This is a genomic window from Burkholderia sp. HI2714, assembly GCF_002223085.1.
In the GTDB taxonomy this organism is placed as follows: Bacteria; Pseudomonadota; Gammaproteobacteria; order Burkholderiales; family Burkholderiaceae; genus Burkholderia; species Burkholderia lata_D.
Genome location: NZ_NKFM01000042.1, coordinates 1 through 20,454, shown reverse-complemented (window position 1 = coordinate 20,454; position 20,454 = coordinate 1). Strand labels below are relative to the sequence as shown.

Here is a 20,454-nt window from a genome sequence, read left to right as displayed (position 1 = left end):
GCGCGTCGGCCGACCGCGGCGCCGCGTCACCCCGCGCGCTGATGCTCCAGCCATGCCTGGAACATCAGCACCGTCCACAGCTGGTGCTGCCAGTTCATCCGGCCGGTCTGGTGCTGCCGCCACAGGCGGTCGACCGCCGCCGCGTCGAAAAAGCCCTCCTCGCGCAGCCGCGACGGCCGCAGCAGCGCCTCGGCCCAGTCGCGCAGCGCGCCGCGCAGCCAGTGGTCGACGGGTGCGCAGAAGCCCTGCTTCGGCCGGTCGATCAGCGCGGACGGCACGTACCGGTCGAGCAGCCGGCGCAGCAGCGCCTTCGACTGCCCTTCCGGCAAGCGCACCGCCGCCGGCACGCGCCACGCGAATTCGACGACGTGATGATCGAGGAACGGCATGCGCGTTTCGAGGCTGACCGCCATCGCCGCGCGATCGACCTTCGCGAGAATGTCGGTCGGCAGGTAGGTGAGCGTATCGATCGCCATCGCCTGCTCGGCGAAGCTCAAATGCTCGGGCCACGCGGACACCGTGTCGAGCGGCGTCGGCGGTTCGTGCCCCGACAGCGCGAGGCGTTCCGGATGATGCACCGACGACATCAGCAGCCGGTACAGCCCGATGCGGCTCTCGGCCGTCATCACGTGGCCGAGCTTGTGCAGGCGGTCGCCGATGCGCGTCGCCGATTCGCGCGCCTCCACGCTGCCCCACGCACCCTGCGCGACGGCCGCGAGCTGGTCGGCGTGATCGGGCCGCAACGCATGCAACGCGGCGGCGATCCGCGCACGCACCGCCGCCGGCACGCGATGCAGCTTGCGCCACAGGCGCGGCGTCAGGAAGTAGCGCGTATAGCCGCCGAACAGCTCGTCGCCGCCGTCGCCGGACAGGCTCACCTTCACGTGCCGGCGCGTCAGCTCCGACACGAGGAAGGTCGGAATCTGCGACGCATCGGAGAACGGCTCGTCATAGATCGACGGCAGCTTCGGCACGACGCCGAGCGCATGGTCGGCCGTCACGTAGAGTTCGGTATGGCGCGTGCCGAGATGGCGCGCGACCGCCTTCGCGTAACCGGCTTCGTCGTAGCCGGCTTCGTGGAAGCCGATCGTAAACGTGTCGACCGGCGCCGCCGATTGCGCCTGCATCAGCGCGACGATCGCCGACGAATCGACGCCGCCCGACAGGAATGCGCCGAGCGGCACGTCCGCTTCCATCTGGCGTGCGACCGCCTGGCGCAGGATCGTGTCGAGCTGGCCGACCGCTTCGTCGGCGCTGCCCTCGAACGGCTGCGCGCGGCCATCCGCGATGGCCTGTTCGAGCGTCCAGTACGTGCGGACGCGCGGCGTGTCGCGCGCATGCTCGAACTGGATGAAGGTGCCCGGCGGCAGCTTGTGGATGCCACGATAGATCGTGTAAGGCGCGGGCACGCTCGACTGGCGCAGGTACAGGCACAGCGCGTCGCGATCGATCGTGCCGTCGAAGCCCGGATAGCCGCGCAGCGCCTTGAGCTCGGACGCGAATACCAGCGCGTCGCCGATCCGGCCGTAATAGAGCGGCTTCTCGCCGATCCGGTCGCGTGCGAGCGTCAGCACCCGCGACGCGCGGTTCCACAGCGCGAACGCGAACATGCCGGTCGCGCGCCGCAGCGTCGCCTCGACACCCCACGCGACGATCGCCGCGATCAGCACCTCGCTGTCGGAGTGGCCGCGCCACGCCGGTGCGCGTCCTGCACGCTCGAGTTCCGCGCGCAGTTCGCGATGGTTGTAGATTTCGCCGTTGAAGACCATGACGTAGCGACCGCACGCGGATGCCATCGGCTGTCGGCCGTGCACCGACAGGTCGACGATCGCGAGCCGCCGGTGGCCGAGCGCGATGCCGGCCTCCGGGTCGACCCAGATCCCCTGCCCGTCCGGCCCGCGATGCGCGAGGCTTGCCGTCATCCGCGCGAGCGTGCCGCGCGCTGTCTCCTCATCGAAGGCGACGCTATTCAGAAAGCCGTCGATTCCGCACATTGATTTGTCTGCCCCTGTTGACCATGTTCGTCACACGTGGCGCAACCTCGCGGCCCGCCGTCCGGCGTGACGGTCGAGCCATATTACGAAGAAATAAATCAGCAATAATTCACTGGTGAACTTCCGCACCAGGCAGAAAAAAATAACGTCAAGCACCACGCGTGCATGACCATTCAAGGGGCCATATCGAACGGGAACGCGTGGCCGCGCACGTGCTCGGAACGGAAAAAGGGGCGGCATGCCGAAGCGGCCGCCGTCGCACGCGTCAGCCCGCGCCGGTCGCCCATTTCAGCAACTGCGCAACCTCGCGGAAATGTTGCGGCTGGATCGTGCCGTTCTCGGGCGTCGTCTCGTACAGCGCCTGCGCGAGGCCGACGTTCGCGAGCGTCGGGCGCAGTTCGTCGCGCGCGGCACGCACGATCCGCTCGGCCGCGTCGCCCTCGCCGCGCGCGAGCACCCACGGCAGCGTGCCGATCCCGCCGTAATACAGCGCGACCGCGACGCGCGACGAATGGACGACCACCGACGCATAGCCGATCCGCTCGGACAGCGACGCGAACTGCACTTCGCGCGCGAGCTGCCGGCGCTTCGCCGCGATGTGCGGATCGCCTTCGTCCTCCTTGTGCTCGCGCCGCACTTCGTCGATCGACATTTTCATCTTCTGGTTGAATTCGTGCCGCTGGTGCACGATGTCGATCAATGCCATCACGATGTAGATCAGCGCGGCCCAGCCGAACAGCAGCATCAGCAGCTTCACGATCAGCGCGAGGATCGAGATCGGCCGCGTGAAGCCCGACTGCACGGACGGATCGAGCGACTCGACGATCAGCCAGCCGAGCGTCGCGACGAGCAGCGCCGTCTTCAGCAGCATCTTCGCGAGATTGACGAGGTTGCGCAGCGACCACAGGTTCTTCATCCCCTCGGCCGGGTTGAGCCGCGACAGCTGCGGCACGAGGCGGCTCCACGCCATCACGCCGCCGACCTGCACGAAGCCCGCCAGCAGGCCCGCGAGCAGCCCGGCCGCGACGATCTGCGCGGACAGCGTCGCCCAGTCGCGCGCGGCGCCGTCGATCAGCACCGCGATCCGCGTGGCGGGGTCGGACGCGCCCACCGCGTCGAACACGAGCCGGAACAGCCCCTGCACGCGTGCGAACAACGACCCGATGCCCACCGCGAGCGCGACGCACACGCCGACGAAGAACGCCGACGAAATCGTCTCCGCACTCTTCGGCACATCGCCTTTCTCGCGCGCCTCGCGCAGGCGCTTCGCGGTCGGCTTCTGGTTCTTTTCGGCCATCGCGGCTCCGGCGCGCTCAGCCGCCGCCGTGCGCGGCGAACAGCGCGCGCAGCAGCGCCATCAGCCCGCTGTCGGGGCTCAGCAGCGCATGCAGCGACGCGTACACCACCGGCAGGAACAGCACCATCATCAGCAGCGCGAGCGCGCTCTTCAGCGGCTGCGAGAACACGAAGATGTTGAGCTGCGGCACCGCGCGCCCGACGAGGCCGATGCCGAGCTCGACGAGCACCAGCACGATCGTCACCGGCGCGGCGAGCTTCACCATCCATTCGAAGATCGTGTCGGTCTGGCGCACGACGAAGGTCTGCAGCATCGACGAGAAATCGGGGCCGAGCGAGCCGATCGGCCACCACGCATACGACTGCGCGAACAGCTGCACGAGCACCTGCAGCCCGCCCGCGGTGACGAACAGCGCAATCGCGACGAAATTCAGGAATCCAGACGTCGGGCCGCCCTCATGCCCGCCCATCGGATCGAAGAACGCGGCGCTGCCGCTGCCGGTCTGGAAATCGATCAGGTAGCCGACACCCTGGATCGCGAACAGCACCGCACTGAACGCGCCCGCGAGCAACATGCCGACCATCGCCTCCTTCGCGACGAGCAGGCACCACATCAGGAACGGCAGCGCGGCCACCTGCGCGGCGTCGATCGCCGGCGCGACGAACGCGGCGATCACGACGGCGACGCCGTTGCGCACGAGCCCCGTGACGATCTGCTCGTTGAACACCGGCACGACGAACATGATCGGTAACAGGCGCGGCATCACGTAGAGCAGCGGCCGCAGCATGCCCGCGACGTCGTTGAAGCCCGAGGCCGGGTCTAGCATCGGCGCTCCGCGGCGGGCGGCGCGGGATCGTCGGGTGCGGCGGAAGCGTCGGTTTCGCCGGTGGTTTCAGCAGCGATGTCGGCGCCCGTTTCCGCTTCGGTCATGGCCGCCTCGAACGCGGCGGCGGCCTCCGGCGGCGTGGACGCATGACCGGTCGCGTCGCCCGCGCCGGCCGCCCAGGTACCGCCCGTCGCGAAGCGCCGCACCGCATAGCCGTCCGCGACTTCGTCGGCATCGCGCTCGACTCGCGCGGCGCGCGCGTGCAGCGCCTTCTCGCCGGCTTTCTCCAGCTTGTCCTCGGCGGCCTGCGCCTTGCGCGCGGCGCGCTGCAGGTCGGCGAGCGTTGCCTCGTGACCGCGATGCACGTGCGCGGCCTCGCTCACCGACGCGTTCGCGGTGCCGATATGCCGGTCGAAGGTGCGCGTATCGGCCGCCGCGTTCTGCAATGCACGCGCTTCGCGCACGTCGTCGGCGAGGCGCGTCTGGATCGCCGCCTTTGCCGCGACCTGCTGCGCGAGCTGCGCCTGCGCGGCCGCCAGCGCGCGCCGACTCTGCGCGGCAATGCCCTGCTGGCGCGCGGCCGCGACACGCGCGATCTGGCTGCGCATCTCGCGCACGCGCTTCAGGCGCGCGAGCGTCGCGAGCACGAGGCGGTCGTCGGCTTCAGACATGATCGTTCGCCAGCTTCGTCAACTTCGCGAGCAGCGTGTCGAAGCGCACGTCCTCGTCCGACGCCTGCGCGCAGAACGCACCGATCGCGTCACGCGCGCGCAGCGCCAGATCGCCGAGCCGGTCGCTGCCTTCGCGATATTCGCCGATCTGCACCAGCAGCTCGATCTCCTGGTACTTCGCGATCAGTTCCCGCACGCGCGCGGCCGCATGCTGGTGCGCGCGGCTCGCGACGAGCGGCATCACGCGCGACAGGCTCGCGAGCACGTCGATCGCCGGATAGCGGTTCGCGAGCGCGATCTTGCGCGACAGCACGATATGGCCGTCGAGGATCGAGCGGACTTCCTCGGCGATCGGGTCCGATTCCTCGTCGCCTTCGACGAGCACCGTGTAGAGCGCGGTGATCGATCCGCGCGCGCCCTGCCCCGCGCGCTCGAGCAGGCGCGGCAGCACCGCGAACGTCGAGGGCGGGAAGCTGCGCCGCGTCGGCGGCTCGCCGCTCGCGAGGCCGACCTCGCGCTGCGCGCGCGCGAAGCGCGTCAGCGAATCGACCAGCAGCAGCACGCGCTTGCCCGCATCGCGGAAATGTTCGGCGATCGCGGTGGCGACCAGCGCGGATTTCACGCGCTCCATCGCCGGGCGATCGGACGTCGACACGACGACGATCGAACGCGCGCGCACCTCGGGCGACAGGCTGTGCTCGATGAATTCGCGCACCTCGCGGCCGCGCTCGCCCACCAGGGCGATCACGTTCACGTCGGCCTGCGCGCCGCGCGCGATCATGCCGAGCAGCGTGCTCTTGCCGACACCGGACGGCGCGAAGATGCCGACGCGCTGCCCGATGCCGAGCGTCATCAGACCGTCGATCACGCGCACGCCGGTCGGAAACGGCGTGTCGATCATCTTGCGCGCGAGCGGATTCGGCGGGTCCTGCTGCGTCGACACCCACGCGGCGCCCGTCACCGGCCCGCGATCGTCGAGCGGCCGGCCGAGCCCGTCGAGCACGCGGCCGAACAACCCTTCCCCCACCGGAAACACATGCTCGCGCCCGGACGGCACGACGGTCGTCTCGGGCGACAGGCCCGCCACGTCGCCGAGCGGCGTGAGCAGCGTCGTCTGCCGCGAGAAGCCGACCACCTCGGCGAGCAGCGTCGGCTGGTTCGGTGTGCGCAGCTCGCAGATTTCGCCGAGCCGCGCGCGGATACCCGTCGCATTCAGGATCTGCCCGACCGCATGATTGACGCGGCCCTGCACCGACACCGGCGAGAAGAACGCGAGGCCCGCATCGAGTTCGCCGACGAGGCGGCCCTGATCGAACGGCGCGCCGTCGTCGTCGCCGAACGGCTGCGTATCGTCGAGCGGCGCGTTCATCGCGCGGCCCCCTTCAGCGCATCGCGGCGGATCGCCTGGCGCAATGCGTCGATCTGCAGGTCGAGGCTCGCGTCGATGCGCCCGGACGGCGTCTCGACCGTGCACGCGTGGCGTTCGAGCTGCGCATCCTCGACGATGCGGATCTTCTGCCGGTTCGACTGTCCGGCGAATGCGCCGTCGAGCGCGTCGCGCATTTCGTCCTTGCGGCCGGGCGCGATACGCACGATCAGGAACGCCTCGTCGCGCACGAGCGGCGCGATCCGCGCGAGCGCGGCCTCGTACAGCGTCCGCGTGTTCATCTCGCCGACGATCGCGCGCACGGCCTTCACGACGATGTCGGCCATCGCATCCTTCATCGTCTCCATCGTGCGCGCGGCGGCGAGCGCCTGCGTGTACGCCTGCGCGGCCTGCTCGCGCTGCGCGCGGCGCATCCCTTCGTCGTAGCCGGCCGCCTGGCGCTTGTCGAATTCGCGCTGCGCGTCGGCGACGATGCGCGCGGCCTCTTCGTGCGCGGTCGCGATCACGTCGGACGCGTCGAGCAGCGCCGCGTATTCGCGCTCCTTGAGCACCTTGCGCTCCGACAGGAGTTGCAGGTTGTCGCTCGTGATCAGAAAAGCCAGTCCCATGACGCAAGCCTCTCGGGAATCAGAAACAGGAACATCAGTTCGCCGAACTGGTCGCGCTGTGCGCGGTTCAGCCAGTACGGCGCTTCGTCGTCGATCGCGCGGTGGAATTTCAGGCGCGTGCGCCGCGCGACCGCGTCGCCCGCCACGCCGATGAAATCCGCCAGCAGGCGCCCGCCGCGCGCGCGAATCACGGCAGGCAACGCGGCGGGATCGGCGCGCCACGGCTCCAGCGTGTCGGCGAGCGCACCGAATTCCGGCGCGCGTTCGAGCGCGAGTTCGAGTGCGTCGGCGCCGAGCTTCGCCGCCACTTCGGCGCGGATGCGCCGCACGGCCAGCGCATCGCGCAGCCACGTGCGATGCAGCAGCAGCCCCGCATACGCGGCCAGCTGCTCGAGCGCCGCGCCCGGCAGCAGCGCGAGCCGCGCGCACGGGTTCGCCACGTCGAAGTCGTGCCGTCCGGCCACGCCGTTCGCGTCGAGCAGGTGCCGCGCGAGCAGCTTGCGGCCGGCCGCGCCGAACGCATCCGGCGAACGGTAGCGCGCGGGCCAGTCGGCCGGCACGCGCGTCACGTGCAGATAGCGGTCGGGCCGCAGGTTGAAGTCGCAGACGAGCGCATGAAACGCGGCGCGGCGTGCCGCGGGCGGCGGCCCGAGCGGCTGCAGCCACGGCAGCGGCGCCGCATCGGAGGCGGCCGGCCCGTCGCCCGGCGGCAGCGCGTGCGGATCGCTCATGCGCCGTCGCGCGCGCCGTCCGGCGTGCGCAGGCCGCCGGAACCGGTCGCCCCGTGCCCAGCGCGCGATGCACCGAGCAGGCCCGCGAGCCGGGCGCCGAACATCCCGCGCCGCGCCGCCGACAGCGCGATCACCGCGCAGGTCAGCAGGATCAGCGCGAACACGAGCCAGCCGAGCGGCGAGCGCAGCCGCACGATGTCGGTCACCGCGCTGCCGATTCCGTCCACGCGCGTCGCGCGCGCGGCGGCCGGCTGCAGGAACAGCGACACGTTGTCGTACTGCAGCCCCTCGATGCTGTGCGCGACCAGATCCTTGACCATCGGCGCCATCGCGCGCAGGTCGACGCCGGGCCGGTAGCGGATATACACGGCCGCGGACGACGGCTTGATCTTGTCCGCGAGCGGATCGTTCTCCGGAATCACGACCTGCACGCGCGCGACGACCACGCCCTCGATGTCCTGCAGCGTGCGCGACAGATCCTGCGACACGCCGTACAGGTAGCGCACGCGTTCCTCGGCCGGCGTCGACACGAGGCCCTGCTTCTGGAACAGCTCGCCGAGGCTCGCGTAGCTCGGCTTCGGCAGCCCGTTCGCCTGCAATACCGTGAGCGCCGACTGCATGTCGCCGTCCGCGACACTGACGAGCCACGCGTTGCGGTCCGACGTGTCGCGCGCGTCGTTGTCCTTCGACGCGCTGATGCCCGCATCGCCGAGCACCGCGACCATCTGGTTCGCATCGCGCTCCGACAGGCCCGAGTACAGCTCCTTCTGGCACCCGGCCAACAGCACGAGCAGCCCCGCGAGCAGCGCGCGCGCCGCCCGGCTGCGCCACGCATGCGCGCGCGGCGTCGAATCGATCGTCGTCATCGTTTTTCCGCTTCCGTGTGAGCGCGGCCGCGTGCGGCACGCGCGCACGCCATCACTCCTGCGTCTTCAGCACCGTGTGCGTGAAGCCGTTCGCCGCCTGCGCGACCGACAGGCTCAACTGGTATTCCGAAATCGTGGTGGTCGCTGTCCACTGAAAATCCATCGCCTTCACCATCGTCATCATCGGGTCGCTGCGGCTGTCGGCCATCGACGTCAGCATCTCGCTGCGATGCTTGTCGATGTTCGCGTACCGCGCGTCGAGATCGTTGCCGTAGGTGCGCAACCGCTCGACGAGCGACGACTGGTTCGCCTGCGCGGGCGTCATCTGCACGGCCGGCGCCGCATCCGCCGGTGCGCGCGACATCGCGACGCCCGACGAAGACGGCGGCGCGGCCGGCGATGCGCCCGGCTGCATCAGCGCATCGAACTGGCGCACCTGCGCCGGATCGGACGCCGAGCCCGTTTGCTGCGCGGCTCCCGCGAGCGCGGCCGCGCCCGGCGGCGACGCGCCTACGCCTGTCACTGACATGTTCATGTCCTCCTCGAGAAGCGGACGCCGGACCGGATCGGTCGGGCCCGCCCGGAACGGGCCGGCCGGCACGCGCACGGCCGCCACCGGGCGCCCTTCGCGGGCAGACCCGGCGCGCGACGTCGCGCGGCGCGGCCGGCGGCCGGCGTCATGCGCGGCCGGCCGAGCTCAGGTGTTGCGCGACCTGGGCGTTCGCCGTCCCCTCCTGCGCGGTCACGGCGTTGCTGGTCTCGAACGTCGCGGTCGACTGCTGGACCTGGAAGTTGATCTTCGTCAGTTCGAGCTGCGTCTTGGTCAGGTCGTCCGCCTGCTGCTGGACCTGGTTCGTGTTGGTTGCACCACCTGCTGCCTGCGTACCCATGTTGCGCTCCTTTACGTGAACTGCATCCACCTGGCGACGGAAGCCCCATGCTCCGCCGTCGACGTGAGCCGCCGCACGCTCGCGACGCCCCGCGTACTGCGCGCACCGCGCGCCGCGCGATGCGCATGACCTGTCGCGGCGCTAGTGCGCCGCCTCCTTCGATGCGCGTGCCGCCGAGGCGTCGGCCGCCGCGGCACCGGCCGCCGACCCGTCCGGCAACGGCGTCGGCACCGGCTGCGCGATCCCCGCCGCCGCGCCGCTCGCGAGCGGCGCCACGGGCGGCGCCGGCACCGGCTCGGGCGCAGTCGCCGACGCTCCGCCGAGCGGCATCGTGATGCGCTGGCCGTTGCGCTCGAACACGACTTCGTCCGGGCCGATCGACACGACCGCCGCGCCCTCCTTCAGTCGCGCACCTTCGAAATAGCGGCTGCCGTCGGCCGTCTCGATGTAGCGCTGGTCGCCATCTCCGGCGAACACGGTCGTGATCTCCGGAATCCCGGCCATCCCGCCCAGCGTCGTCGCCGTGCGCGGCGCGGCCGGATCGGCATCGCGCACGTGATCGACCACTTCGAGCGCGGGACGCGCGTCCTTCATGTAGTTGCGGATCCGCGGCTCGATCTGCGCGCGCGCGGCCGTGCCGGTCACCTCGATCCGGCCCCGGCCGAGATACGCGACCGTCAGTGCCGTGTCGCTGAAATAGGTCTGCGCGGTCGCGACCAGGTCGCTGACCACGTAGATGTTGCCGAGCGCCGCGTTGTCGACGCCCGCGACGATCTGCGCGACGCGTTCGCGCGCGGCCGGATCGCTCACGTAGCCCGACACGATCACGCCGTCGTCGCGCGGCGCGACGGCCAGCTCCGGGTACGCGCGCAGCAGTTGCTGCAGCCGGTGCGTGCGCGCGAGCACCGATTCGTGCTGCCACGGCAGGCGCCCCGACCAGGTGACGAAGCCGTAGCCGAGCGCGCCGAGCAGCACGCCGAGCCACAGCGCGACCAGCGCGATCACGAGCCGCCGGCTGCCGAGGCGGCGCAGCCCGCCCGCGAGCCAGCCGAGCCACGCGGCCTCGCGCGCCGGGTCCGGCGCGCCGGCTTCATCCGGCAGCGCGACGCTCGCCTGCGCATGCCGCGCGATGCCGAGCCGGATCGAGCCGACCGTCACGACGTCCTGCGGCGTCAGCGAGCGGCGGCCCGCGCCGAGCGGTTCGTCGTTGAACAGCACCGGCGCGCCGGCGTCACCGCCGTGGTTCTGCACGGTCACCGCGAGCGCACCGACCTGCAGGCACACCTGTTTCGCGCCGATCTCGCGATCGGGCAGGATCACCTCGCAGTCGGCCGCGGTGCCGACCCAGTTCGCACCGCGCGCAAGCGACATCGTGCGACCGTACATCGGCCCGCTCAGGAAGCACAGGTTCCACGGCGATGCGGGCGCGGCGGCCGACCCGGCCCCTGCGCCTGCCGCGCCGCCGGGCAATGCGCCGTCGCCGTGCGGATCAATGATGCTCGTCGACATGCGTGGTGACTCCTGCAGTCGTCGCCGCCGGGCGCGCCGCCGAATCAGCCGGCGGCGGCAACGCGGGCGGCCCGAACTTCGTGCCGGGCAGCGGCTTCGGCGTCAGCGGCACCGCGACGTCGTTGTCCGGCGGGCGGTACATCGACATCCCTTCCTGGTTCGCCGGTCCGTCGGCGCCCGGGTTCACCGGCGAGCCGTCCGGCGCGTACATCGACGCGGTCGTCACCACGCGCGGCGTCAACAGGTAGAACCGCTCCATGTGGTTGCCCGACTTGTCGGTGTACTTGAACAGGTTGCCGATCAGCGGAATGTCGGACAGCCAGGGCACGCCGCTCTTGTTCAGCCTCACCTCGTCGTCGTTGAAGCCCGCGATCAGCAGGCTCTTGCCTTCGTCGATCATCGTCTTGGTAACGATGTTGCGCTGCTGGATCACCGGCACGTTCGACACGGCCTGCCCCGGCACGATGTTGCCGTCCTGGATGTCGATCGACATCATCACGCTCTGCGGATTGCCCGAGACGGCGGCCGCGTTGCGGATCGCCTCGTCGACGATCATCGGCGTCACCTTGATGCTCGTGCCGGTCGTCACGCTGTACAGCGACGAATCCTGGTAGCCGGGCACCTGCACGTAGAACTGCGTGAGGTTCTCGAGGATCGCCTCGGTGTTGTCGAGCGCGAGCACCTTCGGCTTCGATCGCAGTTGCGCCTGGCCCTTCTGCGCGAGCGCGTTCACGCGCGTGAGCAGGTAGTTGCGCAGCGACCCGCCGATCGACGCGGTCAGCGCGATGCCGGTCGGCATGAAGGTGCCCGTCTGCCCGGTTTCCGACGTGCCGATCCCGAACGTCAGCGGCGGATTCCCAACGCCGTTGTACTGCGTGTTGCCGTTCAGCGGGTTCTGGCCATTGCCGATCTGCACGTCGCCGTGCGTCGTGTGCAGGCGCCAGTCGATCCCGAGGCTGTCGAGCGAATCCTCGTTGATGTCGATGATCGTCACGTTGATCTCGACGATGCGCGGCCGCTCGTCGAGCTGGTTGATCAGCGACTGGTAACGGTACATGTTCTCCGGCAGGTCGCGCACGATCACCGCGTTGATGGCCGGGTCGGCGACGATCTGCGGCAGCGTGTCGCCGCCGCCGCTGTTCGAGAACGGCGAGAACCCGCCGCCCGTGCTGCCGTCCGCACCGCCATAGCCGCCCTGCCGCGGGCCGCCGGAGATATCGGGGAAGTCGAGCCGCGGCACCGCGATCGTCAGCCCGGAGCCGAGCTTCACCTGGCGCGCGGCCTGCCCGAGCGACGGGCTCGACGGCGCCGCGGCCGTGTCGCCCACCTTGCCGAACAGCCGCCGCAGGATCGTCGCGACGCCGGGCACCGTCACTTCCTTGCCCGAGCGGTTGATCGTGAAATCCGACGCCCAGCCGTACTTGAGCCGGAACGCGCGAATATCCGCATGCGCGCCGTTCGCCGACGGATCGCCGACCGAGCCCACCGCCTGCCGCACGAGTTCGACATAGCGGCGCGGGCCGGCCACGTACACGCTGTTCGCGCGGTCGTTGATCACCAGCGTGTAGCGCTTGTCGGGGATCTGCATCGCCTGCAGCGCGCGGCCGATTTCACCGGACGCATTCGGCGGAATCGGGATCATCTGCGTCTGCGACTGGTCGGCCGGATCGACGTACAGGAACGAACCGTCGTAGTACCAGGTCAGGCCGTAGGTCGAGCAGATGGTATCGAGCGTCTGCTGCGGCGTACCGGAGAACCGGCCGCTGATCACGCCGTCGACCTTCGGGTCGACCACCGCCGTCACGCCCTGCGACGACGAGAGTTCGCGGATGAAGTCGCCGATCTTCTTGCCGTTCGCGACGATCGTGAACGGCTTGTTGCGCCAGCGCAGGTCCGCGGCACGCGCGGGCTGCGCGGGCGCCATGCACAGCGATGCCGCGAGCAGCGCGGTCGCGCACACGGCAAGCGCGGCCCGTTGCAGGCTGCGCGGTTGAAACCGGATCGAGGCGACGCGTCGACGCATCAAAGGACTCCTGTGGAAGAAACGAACATGCGTTCGAGCGCCTGCTGCGCGAAGCGCAGCACTTCGCCGCCGAGCCAGCCCGACAGCAGCACGAGGGCGACCATCACGGCGATCAGCCGCACCGCGATGCCGATATTGGCGTCCTGCACCTGCGTGACGGCCTGCAGGATCGCGACGACGAGGCCGGTCACGGTGGCGATCAGCACGATCGGCAGCGACAGCAGCAGCACGAGCATCAGCGCCTGGCGCGTCAGGTCGAGGATCGTCGAGCTCGTCATTGCACGGCTCCCGGCACGCGCACGTCGGCGCCCGCGCCGACCGTCCCGTCGTCCGGCGGATTCTTGACCCAGCCGATCGTGTGCAGCTGCACGTCCTCCTCGACCTCCTGGTACGACAGCACCGCGAGGTCGGGCAGCACCGGCTGCAGGATCGTCTTCACGTAGCGGCGCGCGCCGAGCGCGACCATCACCGCGAGCCGCGCGGCGCCCTGCGCCGTGCCGTGGCCCCCGGGGCCGGCCGCCTGCGCGGCCTGCACGATCGCGCGCACCTGCTCGCCGATGTCCTGCTTGACCGCGCTCGACAGCGCAAGAAAATTGCCCTGCTTCGTGCGCATCACCGCACGCTCGATCCGCTCCTGCAGGTTCTGCTCGAACAGCACGACCCGCAGCTGGCGCGTCGTGCCCGCATGGCGGTCGGTGATCATCCGGCGCAGGTCGACACGCACGAGTTCGACCAGCGCGATCACGTCGTCGGGCTCGTTCGGCGCCCACGTGATCAGGCTCTCGAAGATCACGCGCAAATTGCGGATCGGCACCTGTTCCGCCAGCAACCGGCGCAACACCTCGGTCACGCGCTGCAGCGGCACGAGCCGCGTCAGTTCGCCGACGAGCTCCGGGTGCTCGCGGCGCACCAGGTGCACGAGCGCCTGCGTCTCCTGGATGCCGAGCAGCTCGTCAGCATGCTGGCGCACGATCTGCTCGACGTGCGCGGCGAGCGCGCTTTCGCTCGACAGCCACTTGCCGTCGGGCGCGGCACCGTCGGGCTTGATCCACAGCGCGGTCGCGAACGGGCCGAACGCTTCGGCCGGCTGGCGCTCCGCGCGCTCGGGCAGCGGCGCGACACCGTCCCACAGCAGCCAGCCCGGCTTCAGCGCGCCTTGCGCGGCGAGCACGTCCTGCAGGTAGATCCGGTACGTGCCGGCCGCCGCGCCTTCGTCGTCGTTCAGCGTGATGCGCGGGAACACCGTGCCGATGTCCGCGTCGACGCGCGCCTTCGCGCTCGACAGCGCGGCCTGCAGCTGCGCGAGGTTCAGGCTCGTGCGCAGGTCGTCGGACAGCGACACCGCGATCAGCGACGTGACGCCGGCCGCATGCGACACCTTCGCGGGCTGGCCGTCGTCGGCCGCGCCGACGCGCCCCGCGACATGAATCAGGTTGAAGCTCGGCGCGGCCGTCTTGCGCCTGAGCTGCGAGAACGCGAACGCGCCGAGGCCGAGCGCGATCAGCGCGAACGACCATTTCGGAAAACCCGGCACGACGAGGAAACCGCTCAGCACGAACGCCGCGATCAGCAATGCGCGCGGATGCGCACCCAGTTGCTCGCCGAGCTGTTCGCCGAGCTGGCGCTGCCGCGCATCGCGCGTCGCGACGCGCGTCGTGACGATGCCGGCCGCGATGGACACGAGCAGCGACGGGATCTGCGACGCCATCCCGTCGCCGACCGTCAGGATCGCGTAACGTTGCAGCGCGTCGCCGATATCCATCCCGTGCATCAGCGTGCCGACCGCGATCCCCGCGACGATGTTGATGAAGGCGATCACGAGGCCTGCGATCGCGTCGCCCTTCACGAACTTCATCGCGCCGTCCATCGCGCCGTGCATCTGCGATTCCTGCTCGAGCTTCTCGCGGCGTTCGCGCGCTTCGTCGGCGCTGATGATGCCCGCGCGCAGGTCCGCGTCGATGCTCATCTGCTTGCCCGGCATCGCGTCGAGCGAGAAGCGCGCGCCGACCTCGGCCACCCGCTCCGAGCCTTTCGCGATCACGATGAACTGCACGACCGCGATCACGAGGAACACCACGCCGCCCACCACGACGTTGTTGCCGACCACGAGCCGCCCGAACGCGTCGATCACGTGACCCGCGTTCGCGTGCAGCAGGATCAGCTTGCACGACGCGATGTTCAGCGCGAGCCGGAACAGCGTCGTGAACAGCAGCAGCGCGGGAAACGACGAGAAGCTGACCGCCGACGGCACGTAGGTCGACACCGTCAGCAACACGACGCTCGCAGCGAGATTCAGCGAGATCATCCCGTCGAGCGCGGCCTGCGGCAGCGGCAGGATGAACAGCGCGACGACGGCGACGATGAACGTCGCGAGGAACAGGTCGGCGCGTGGCGACGCGCCCCCGAGGCGCCGTCCGGACACGCCGCGGCCAGCGGAAAACAACCGCTGCCAGTCGCGGGGGAGCGCCTTCGGTTCTGCCATCGTGCCGTCGTCCTGTCGTTATTGCCGGCCGGCACGGGCAACCCTGCCCCATGTCGCACGGACCGTTGAATGGGACGAGTGTAGCGACGGGGAACGACGGAAAAAGGGAGGCGCCTCGTAGCGTGAAAGCGCGTTTGCCGGCGACGATCGAATCGGACTACGAAACCCGGCGGCGCATGTCGGCACGCGCCGCCGGAACCGCTTCCATCGCGCGCCGGGCCGCCGGCGGGCGCGTCAGGCCGACGTCAGGTCGGACGGCAGGCGCCGTGCGGCGAGGTACGCGAGCTGCGCGCGGTTCTGCACGTTGAAGAGCTTTTCGAGCGAGCGGATGTGGTGGCCGACCTTGTGCAGCGACGTGCGCAGCGCGCTCGCGATCTCCTGGTCGGACAGCCCGTGCACGAGCCGGTCGAGCACCTGCTGCTGCTCGTCGCCGAGCGCGAAGCCGCGCATGCGCGCGATGCGCGCCTCGAGGAACGGCAGCGCGACGCGATGCACGGCGAGGCTCACCGACAGCGCGCCGCCGATCACGCGATCGTCGATCCAGTCGGTGCCGTGCGTCTCCGACGTCACGTTCACCGCGACACGCAGGTCGAGGCGCGGCGCCGACAGGCCGAAGATCACGCCGCTGTTCATCGCATGCGCGCGCAGATGGCCGGCGAGCGCCAGCACCTTGCGGTCGCCGCTGCCCTGCGCGGCCGCATCGATCTCGTCGAGCCGCCACGCGACCGGAAAGCCGCTTTGCCGCACCTGCGCGAACCGCGGATCGCTTTCGTAGAGCATGCCTTCGATGAACGGCTGCATGAACGTCGCCGGGGCGAGATCGCGCAGCAGGTGCGCGCACAGGATGCGCCGCCCGATCATTTCATACGCGCCGTAACCGAGCGTGCTGAATCCGATTTGCCGCAATCGCGCATGGCATTGCGCGAAATCGACCGGTGCGAAGTCGGATTTACCGGGCGCAATTTGAATGCCGGTAAAAAAGTCGCGTTCGATTGCCTGATATTCGCTCGAATAAGCGGCAGCAGCCGTTATATCGGCTTGTGAGAACCATTCGACGCGTGGTGCGCCGTCAGCATGTGTCATGAGGAGCCCACCCTTTCCCAATATTTGAAACTGCGCCCCGTCACGATCTGGTCTTTTCTTTATGATTTTCTGGTCGTCGTTATATGCGTGCGAATATGAACCTTTCGCCGCCATTAGTATTACGGCATATTACGCGGATACACGCATTTTTGTACAATGCCCCCGCGTTTCGTCAGGGATGACGATCGACGCCTATCAAAACGATGCTCGATCGCACCGCCGCGAATGCCGTACACGATACGGCCGCCGCCAGGCGATGCGCGTCGATTCCGAGGGATGGCTCATGTCCGACATTGCATTGCATGAAGAAGCGGTCGCCCCAACCTTTCCCCGTCCGTCGCGCGGGCTGGACGCGCATCCGGACGCCCGGCGAGAGCGCCCGGTACAGGTCGTCTGGTGCGACGACGTCAAGCACGGCGAGCTCACGCAGCCGCACGCGCCGAAGCTCGGCGTCGCCGATACGCTCGCGCACGCGCAGAGCACGGCCGAGCGCAACCGGATCGTCACGAGCCTGCTGCATCTGACGGGCTTCTCGACGTTCGCGTACTTCGCGCTCGAATTCGCGCGCGAGCGGGTCGAAAGCCTGTACCTGCACGAAGCCTTCACGCCGGCCACCTATCGCGGCGATTACGTGCGGCACAACCATCACGACATCGATCCGCGCACGCTCGGCGCGCGCGTCTGCAACATGCCGATCGTGTGGGACCTGCAGCAATTGCGCCGCGAACACCGCGAGCGCGATGACGGCCCGCACGTGACGCCGGCCGCGCTCGACGGCTTCCTGCAGACGATGCAGGACGACGGAATGTGCAGCGGCATCATGTATTCGATGGCCGTGCCCGGCACGCGGCTGCATGCGTTCATGAGCTTCACCGCGCCGCGCCGCACGCGCGAATGGATCACGCCGGCGACGATCGAGCAGGCGCTGTCGATCGGGCTGTCGGTGCACAAGTTCGCGTCGCCGCAGCTGATCTCGACGTCGCGCGAGCGCGCGGTGAACGGGCTCACGCCGTTCGAGCAGGAACTGCTGCTCGGCATCGCCGAAGGCGCCTCCGACAAGGAGATCGGCCGGCGCCTCGACACCAGCGCGCACAACGTCGACTATCACCTGCGCAAGCTGCGCAAGCGCTTCGGCGTCGCGAACCGGATCCAGCTCACGTACCTGACGTCGAAGCTCGAGCTGATCTGACGGCCGCGCGGCGTGCCGCACGCGGACGCGTAAACGCACATGCCGGCCACGAAGGCCGGCATGTGCGGGTTGCGGCGCGGTGCCGGGTCCGGCGCCGCTTCCTCGAAGACGACCTGCGTTACTTCAGCAGCGTCATCTGCACCACCTTGACGATCACGAGACCGACCGCGATCACGAGATAGCCGCGCAGCACGGCCATCCAGATTCGTGTCGCGACCGTCATGTTCTGCGGCTCGAGCGTGTCGAGCGGCGGCATGCGCCACGTGTCGCGCAACGAGCGATCGACGGCCGGCTCGACCACGCGCTTGTTGCGGCGGATCAATACCGTGGCGATATAGCCCGTGATCGCGAGCACGGTGCCGCCGACCAGCACGTCGACGATCGCTTCGCCGCTGATATCCGGATACATCACCGATGCCGTGAGGATGATCGACAGCAACACGAGCACCCAGATCACCGCGCCGGTGAACACGTTGAGCTTCGTCGAGTTGACCCACGGGCCGAGCACCTGGCGGTCATTGCACAGCACCAGCAGGAACACCGTCGCGCTCGGCAGCAGCACGCCCGCGAGCGTCTGCACGGCTTCGGTCAGCAGGCCGAGCGGGCTGCCCGGAATCAGCACGAGCGTGGCAGCGGCCGCGACGATGCCGAAATACACGAGATAGAAGCCCTTCGCATCGGACACGCCGCGGTGCAGCGAGTGGCGGATCTTGAACACGTCGCCGATCGCATAGGCCGTCGACAGCGATACGGCTGCCGCGCCGATGATGCACGCGTCGAGGAGCGCCACCGCGAACAGCGTCGCGCTCGTGCGGCCCGCATACTTCTCGAGGCCGGCGATGATGCCGCCCGCATCGGTGAAGTTGCCGGCTTCCGGATGCCCGTTGAACAGGGCGGCGCTGAACCCGATCATCGCGACCGCGCCGATCAGCACGAACACGATGCCGATCCACAGGTCGGCCTTCTCATACTTCATGAAGCGCGGCGTGATGCGCTTGTCGATCACGTAGCTCTGCTGGAAGAACAGCTGCCATGGCGCGACGGTCGTGCCGACGATGCCGATCACGAGCAGCATCACGTCCGACAGCTTCGCGTGCGCGGGCCAGTTCGGCACGAAGAAATCGCGCGACATCTGCGCGACGGGCGGATGGATCGACACGAGCACCGGCACGAGCAGCAGGCTCAGCACGCACAGCCCGATCGCGAACCGCTCGAAGCGCCTGAAATCCCCGGTACTCACCGCGGCCATGGTCAACGCGGCGGCCACGCACACGCCGGCTACCTTCGGCAGCCCGAAGAAATCCAGCACGAACGTGATGCCGATGAACTCGGTGACGATGGTGAGCGCATTGAGCAGGAACAGGTCGATCACGCTGAACGCGCCCCAGAACTTGCCGAAACGCTCGAAGATCAGGCGCGCATGGCCGACGCCCGTGACCGCGCCGAGGCGCAGCACCATTTCCTGGTTCACGTACAGCACGGGCACGAGCAGCAGCAGCGTCCACAGCAGCGTCGTGCCGTAGTTCTGCCCTGCCTGCGTGTAGGTGCCGAATGCGCCGGCGTCGTTGTCGCCGACCATCACGATGAGGCCCGGGCCGATGATCGCGAGCAGCGTGCGCAGACGCGCCCACCACGTGCCGCGCGAGCCGGTGTCGTGATGCGCGATCGTACCGAGCGCACCGCGGATGTCGCCCAGGTGGGCTTCGTCGAGCACGGCGCTGCGTTCGGCGGCGATTGGTGGAGAAACGTTGGATGGCGTGGACATAATATGTTCCGTACGGCTAATGGTTATTCGATGCGATGAGCGTGTGGCCTTGGAATGCGCACGCGGCGCCTACCCGCAGGCGGTTGCACGTGCGCATGCCGAGACGCGCTCGGTGCGTCTTTCAGTGGATCAACGCTTTCAGCTGGTTCAACAGGCGGGAGAACACCCGCGGACGGGCGTCGAGCATCAGCATCGCGTCGTAGTGGTTGCGCGATTCCGTGACGTGCGGGAGGTTCGACAGCAGAAGGCCGAAGTTCATGATCTGGCTCCGTGCGGCGACGGCAGGCGTGCCGGCCGCGTCATGGGCGCGGGGCCAGTCCGGGGCCTGAACGACGTGTCAGGCTAGTCGGCCGGATTGTCCCTGCGACCCGGGTTCAAAAGGGTCTGTGCGTGCAACGGGCATAAGGGACAACTGTCACTGTCGTTCATGGCGGCTCCTGTGCGGTGTTCGGGAGAACACGGTTGACCGCCATCGGGCGTGCGGGCCGGCATTCGCGATGCCTGAAAAGGCGTGCGCGAACGCGGCCGCCTGCCTGGCGGCGGTGAAACCGGCGGGCGCATGCGGAAACGCATCACGCTAACCGGCGCGAATCAGGGTGCACGTAGGGAGTAACTGCGGAATACTGCTGCGCGCACCGTTTGCCTGGGAGACAAACGGCGGCTTCGATGAGGCGCGGACGTCGGTCGCTCAGGCGGAAATTTCGTTCGAAGATCGACTACTGCAGGCGTCCAAGGCGGCGGCCCCAAGAGTGAAGATGGCGGATTCTATGGACCGCCCGAAAGTGAAGTCAACCCCTCCCAACCCCATTTCTCGAAATAAATTTCCCGCCTTGCGGCACTGAAAGATTTGCCCCTGGAAACACGCGGCGCAACCTTTCAGGGCATGTGGGACGGTCGGGGGAACGATGCGTATGAACAACGGGGCAGCACGTCCGGTCGTGCGCCTTCGCTGTCCATTCCGCGCCGCAACGCGCCGCCGAGGTGCCCGTACAACGTGCGCCGCTTTTACTGACGAGTGCACCAAATAGTTCGTGGTGCGTTATACGGGTATGAAGACGAAAACTGATGCCCGAAAGTTGGATCAGGCGACGCAGGCGTACCTGAGGAAGACGGTGGTCGAAGCCGTGCGTGAC

At 69.0% G+C, this 20,454-nt stretch carries 18 protein-coding genes; 1 reads left to right on the top strand and 17 read right to left on the bottom strand.

Going from position 1 to position 20,454, the window contains the following annotated elements:
• Positions 1-26: 26 nt before the first annotated feature.
• The 15 genes from asnB to CFB82_RS22555 form a co-directional block, all read right to left on the bottom strand.
• The gene (asnB, locus tag CFB82_RS22625; protein WP_089485356.1) at positions 27-1,994 is read right to left on the bottom strand and encodes an asparagine synthase (glutamine-hydrolyzing); all 1,968 of its coding nucleotides are present in this window, start codon (positions 1,992-1,994) and stop codon (positions 27-29) included.
• A gap of 265 nt (positions 1,995-2,259) precedes the next feature.
• Positions 2,260-3,291, bottom strand: a complete 1,032-nt coding sequence (locus CFB82_RS22620) for an EscU/YscU/HrcU family type III secretion system export apparatus switch protein (RefSeq protein ID WP_089485355.1) — start codon at positions 3,289-3,291, stop codon at positions 2,260-2,262.
• A 16-nt stretch (positions 3,292-3,307) separates the two neighbouring features.
• Positions 3,308-4,117 (bottom strand): type III secretion system export apparatus subunit SctT, encoded by an 810-nt coding sequence (gene sctT, locus CFB82_RS22615; protein ID WP_089485354.1) that lies wholly within the window; start codon positions 4,115-4,117, stop codon positions 3,308-3,310.
• Entirely contained in the window at positions 4,111-4,788 is a 678-nt protein-coding gene (locus tag CFB82_RS22610; RefSeq protein WP_089485353.1) for a hypothetical protein, read from the bottom strand. Before CFB82_RS22610 ends, sctT begins: the two co-directional genes overlap by 7 nt.
• A complete protein-coding gene (sctN, locus tag CFB82_RS22605) occupies positions 4,781-6,157 on the bottom strand; it encodes a type III secretion system ATPase SctN (RefSeq protein WP_089485352.1) in 1,377 nt (458 codons plus the stop codon). The genes CFB82_RS22610 and sctN overlap by 8 nt, the downstream gene beginning before the upstream one ends.
• Positions 6,154-6,783 (bottom strand): type III secretion system stator protein SctL, encoded by a 630-nt coding sequence (sctL, locus tag CFB82_RS22600; RefSeq protein ID WP_069252133.1) that lies wholly within the window; start codon positions 6,781-6,783, stop codon positions 6,154-6,156. The genes sctN and sctL overlap by 4 nt, the downstream gene beginning before the upstream one ends.
• Positions 6,765-7,514: a SctK family type III secretion system sorting platform protein gene (locus CFB82_RS22595; protein WP_089485351.1), complete on the bottom strand. Its 750-nt coding sequence runs from the start codon at positions 7,512-7,514 to the stop codon at positions 6,765-6,767. Before CFB82_RS22595 ends, sctL begins: the two co-directional genes overlap by 19 nt.
• Positions 7,511-8,380, bottom strand: a complete 870-nt coding sequence (gene sctJ, locus CFB82_RS22590) for a type III secretion system inner membrane ring lipoprotein SctJ (protein ID WP_089448123.1) — start codon at positions 8,378-8,380, stop codon at positions 7,511-7,513. Before sctJ ends, CFB82_RS22595 begins: the two co-directional genes overlap by 4 nt.
• Before the next feature lie 52 nt (positions 8,381-8,432).
• Positions 8,433-8,909: a hypothetical protein gene (locus tag CFB82_RS22585; RefSeq protein ID WP_089485378.1), complete on the bottom strand. Its 477-nt coding sequence runs from the start codon at positions 8,907-8,909 to the stop codon at positions 8,433-8,435.
• Positions 8,910-9,057: 148 nt separating this feature from the next.
• Positions 9,058-9,270: a hypothetical protein gene (locus CFB82_RS22580; protein ID WP_034180511.1), complete on the bottom strand. Its 213-nt coding sequence runs from the start codon at positions 9,268-9,270 to the stop codon at positions 9,058-9,060.
• A 141-nt stretch (positions 9,271-9,411) separates the two neighbouring features.
• Positions 9,412-10,779: a type III secretion system inner membrane ring subunit SctD gene (gene sctD, locus CFB82_RS22575; RefSeq protein WP_089485350.1), complete on the bottom strand. Its 1,368-nt coding sequence runs from the start codon at positions 10,777-10,779 to the stop codon at positions 9,412-9,414.
• Positions 10,760-12,802, bottom strand: a complete 2,043-nt coding sequence (sctC, locus tag CFB82_RS22570; protein ID WP_089485349.1) for a type III secretion system outer membrane ring subunit SctC — start codon at positions 12,800-12,802, stop codon at positions 10,760-10,762. The genes sctD and sctC overlap by 20 nt, the downstream gene beginning before the upstream one ends.
• A complete protein-coding gene (gene sctS, locus CFB82_RS22565; protein ID WP_006480854.1) occupies positions 12,802-13,080 on the bottom strand; it encodes a type III secretion system export apparatus subunit SctS in 279 nt (92 codons plus the stop codon). Before sctS ends, sctC begins: the two co-directional genes overlap by 1 nt.
• Positions 13,077-15,284, bottom strand: coding sequence for a type III secretion system export apparatus subunit SctV (gene sctV, locus CFB82_RS22560; RefSeq protein ID WP_069252138.1), 2,208 nt, complete (start codon positions 15,282-15,284; stop codon positions 13,077-13,079). Before sctV ends, sctS begins: the two co-directional genes overlap by 4 nt.
• A 234-nt stretch (positions 15,285-15,518) precedes the next feature.
• Positions 15,519-16,367, bottom strand: coding sequence for a helix-turn-helix transcriptional regulator (locus tag CFB82_RS22555; RefSeq protein ID WP_089485348.1), 849 nt, complete (start codon positions 16,365-16,367; stop codon positions 15,519-15,521).
• A 283-nt stretch (positions 16,368-16,650) separates the two neighbouring features.
• On the opposite strand from CFB82_RS22555, the gene CFB82_RS22550 reads away from it, so the two are divergent.
• Positions 16,651-17,556, top strand: coding sequence for a helix-turn-helix transcriptional regulator (locus CFB82_RS22550; RefSeq protein ID WP_069253006.1), 906 nt, complete (start codon positions 16,651-16,653; stop codon positions 17,554-17,556).
• Between the two features lie 118 nt (positions 17,557-17,674).
• Here CFB82_RS22550 and CFB82_RS22545 read toward each other — a convergent pair whose 3' ends face one another.
• Positions 17,675-19,321: an Nramp family divalent metal transporter gene (locus tag CFB82_RS22545; protein WP_089485347.1), complete on the bottom strand. Its 1,647-nt coding sequence runs from the start codon at positions 19,319-19,321 to the stop codon at positions 17,675-17,677.
• A gap of 121 nt (positions 19,322-19,442) precedes the next feature.
• Positions 19,443-19,580, bottom strand: a complete 138-nt coding sequence (locus CFB82_RS43335) for a hypothetical protein (protein WP_166897302.1) — start codon at positions 19,578-19,580, stop codon at positions 19,443-19,445.
• Positions 19,581-20,454 lie beyond the last annotated feature (874 nt).

Bases quoted from the DNA above. Each gene is read 5' to 3' on its own strand.
- CFB82_RS22550 (WP_069253006.1), top strand. From the start codon at position 16,651: ATGTCCGACATTGCATTGCATGAAGAAGCGGTCGCCCCAACCTTTCCC.
- sctJ (WP_089448123.1), bottom strand. From the start codon at position 8,380: ATGACGACGATCGATTCGACGCCGCGCGCGCATGCGTGGCGCAGCCGG.
- asnB (WP_089485356.1), bottom strand. From the start codon at position 1,994: ATGTGCGGAATCGACGGCTTTCTGAATAGCGTCGCCTTCGATGAGGAG.
- sctC (WP_089485349.1), bottom strand. From the start codon at position 12,802: ATGCGTCGACGCGTCGCCTCGATCCGGTTTCAACCGCGCAGCCTGCAA.
- CFB82_RS22580 (WP_034180511.1), bottom strand. From the start codon at position 9,270: ATGGGTACGCAGGCAGCAGGTGGTGCAACCAACACGAACCAGGTCCAG.
- sctL (WP_069252133.1), bottom strand. From the start codon at position 6,783: ATGGGACTGGCTTTTCTGATCACGAGCGACAACCTGCAACTCCTGTCG.
- CFB82_RS22545 (WP_089485347.1), bottom strand. From the start codon at position 19,321: ATGTCCACGCCATCCAACGTTTCTCCACCAATCGCCGCCGAACGCAGC.
- sctN (WP_089485352.1), bottom strand. From the start codon at position 6,157: ATGAACGCGCCGCTCGACGATACGCAGCCGTTCGGCGACGACGACGGC.
- CFB82_RS22620 (WP_089485355.1), bottom strand. From the start codon at position 3,291: ATGGCCGAAAAGAACCAGAAGCCGACCGCGAAGCGCCTGCGCGAGGCG.
- sctV (WP_069252138.1), bottom strand. From the start codon at position 15,284: ATGGCAGAACCGAAGGCGCTCCCCCGCGACTGGCAGCGGTTGTTTTCC.
- CFB82_RS22610 (WP_089485353.1), bottom strand. From the start codon at position 4,788: ATGTCTGAAGCCGACGACCGCCTCGTGCTCGCGACGCTCGCGCGCCTG.
- sctT (WP_089485354.1), bottom strand. From the start codon at position 4,117: ATGCTAGACCCGGCCTCGGGCTTCAACGACGTCGCGGGCATGCTGCGG.
- CFB82_RS43335 (WP_166897302.1), bottom strand. From the start codon at position 19,580: ATGAACTTCGGCCTTCTGCTGTCGAACCTCCCGCACGTCACGGAATCG.
- CFB82_RS22555 (WP_089485348.1), bottom strand. From the start codon at position 16,367: ATGACACATGCTGACGGCGCACCACGCGTCGAATGGTTCTCACAAGCC.
- CFB82_RS22585 (WP_089485378.1), bottom strand. From the start codon at position 8,909: ATGTCAGTGACAGGCGTAGGCGCGTCGCCGCCGGGCGCGGCCGCGCTC.
- sctS (WP_006480854.1), bottom strand. From the start codon at position 13,080: ATGACGAGCTCGACGATCCTCGACCTGACGCGCCAGGCGCTGATGCTC.
- sctD (WP_089485350.1), bottom strand. From the start codon at position 10,779: ATGTCGACGAGCATCATTGATCCGCACGGCGACGGCGCATTGCCCGGC.
- CFB82_RS22595 (WP_089485351.1), bottom strand. From the start codon at position 7,514: ATGAGCGATCCGCACGCGCTGCCGCCGGGCGACGGGCCGGCCGCCTCC.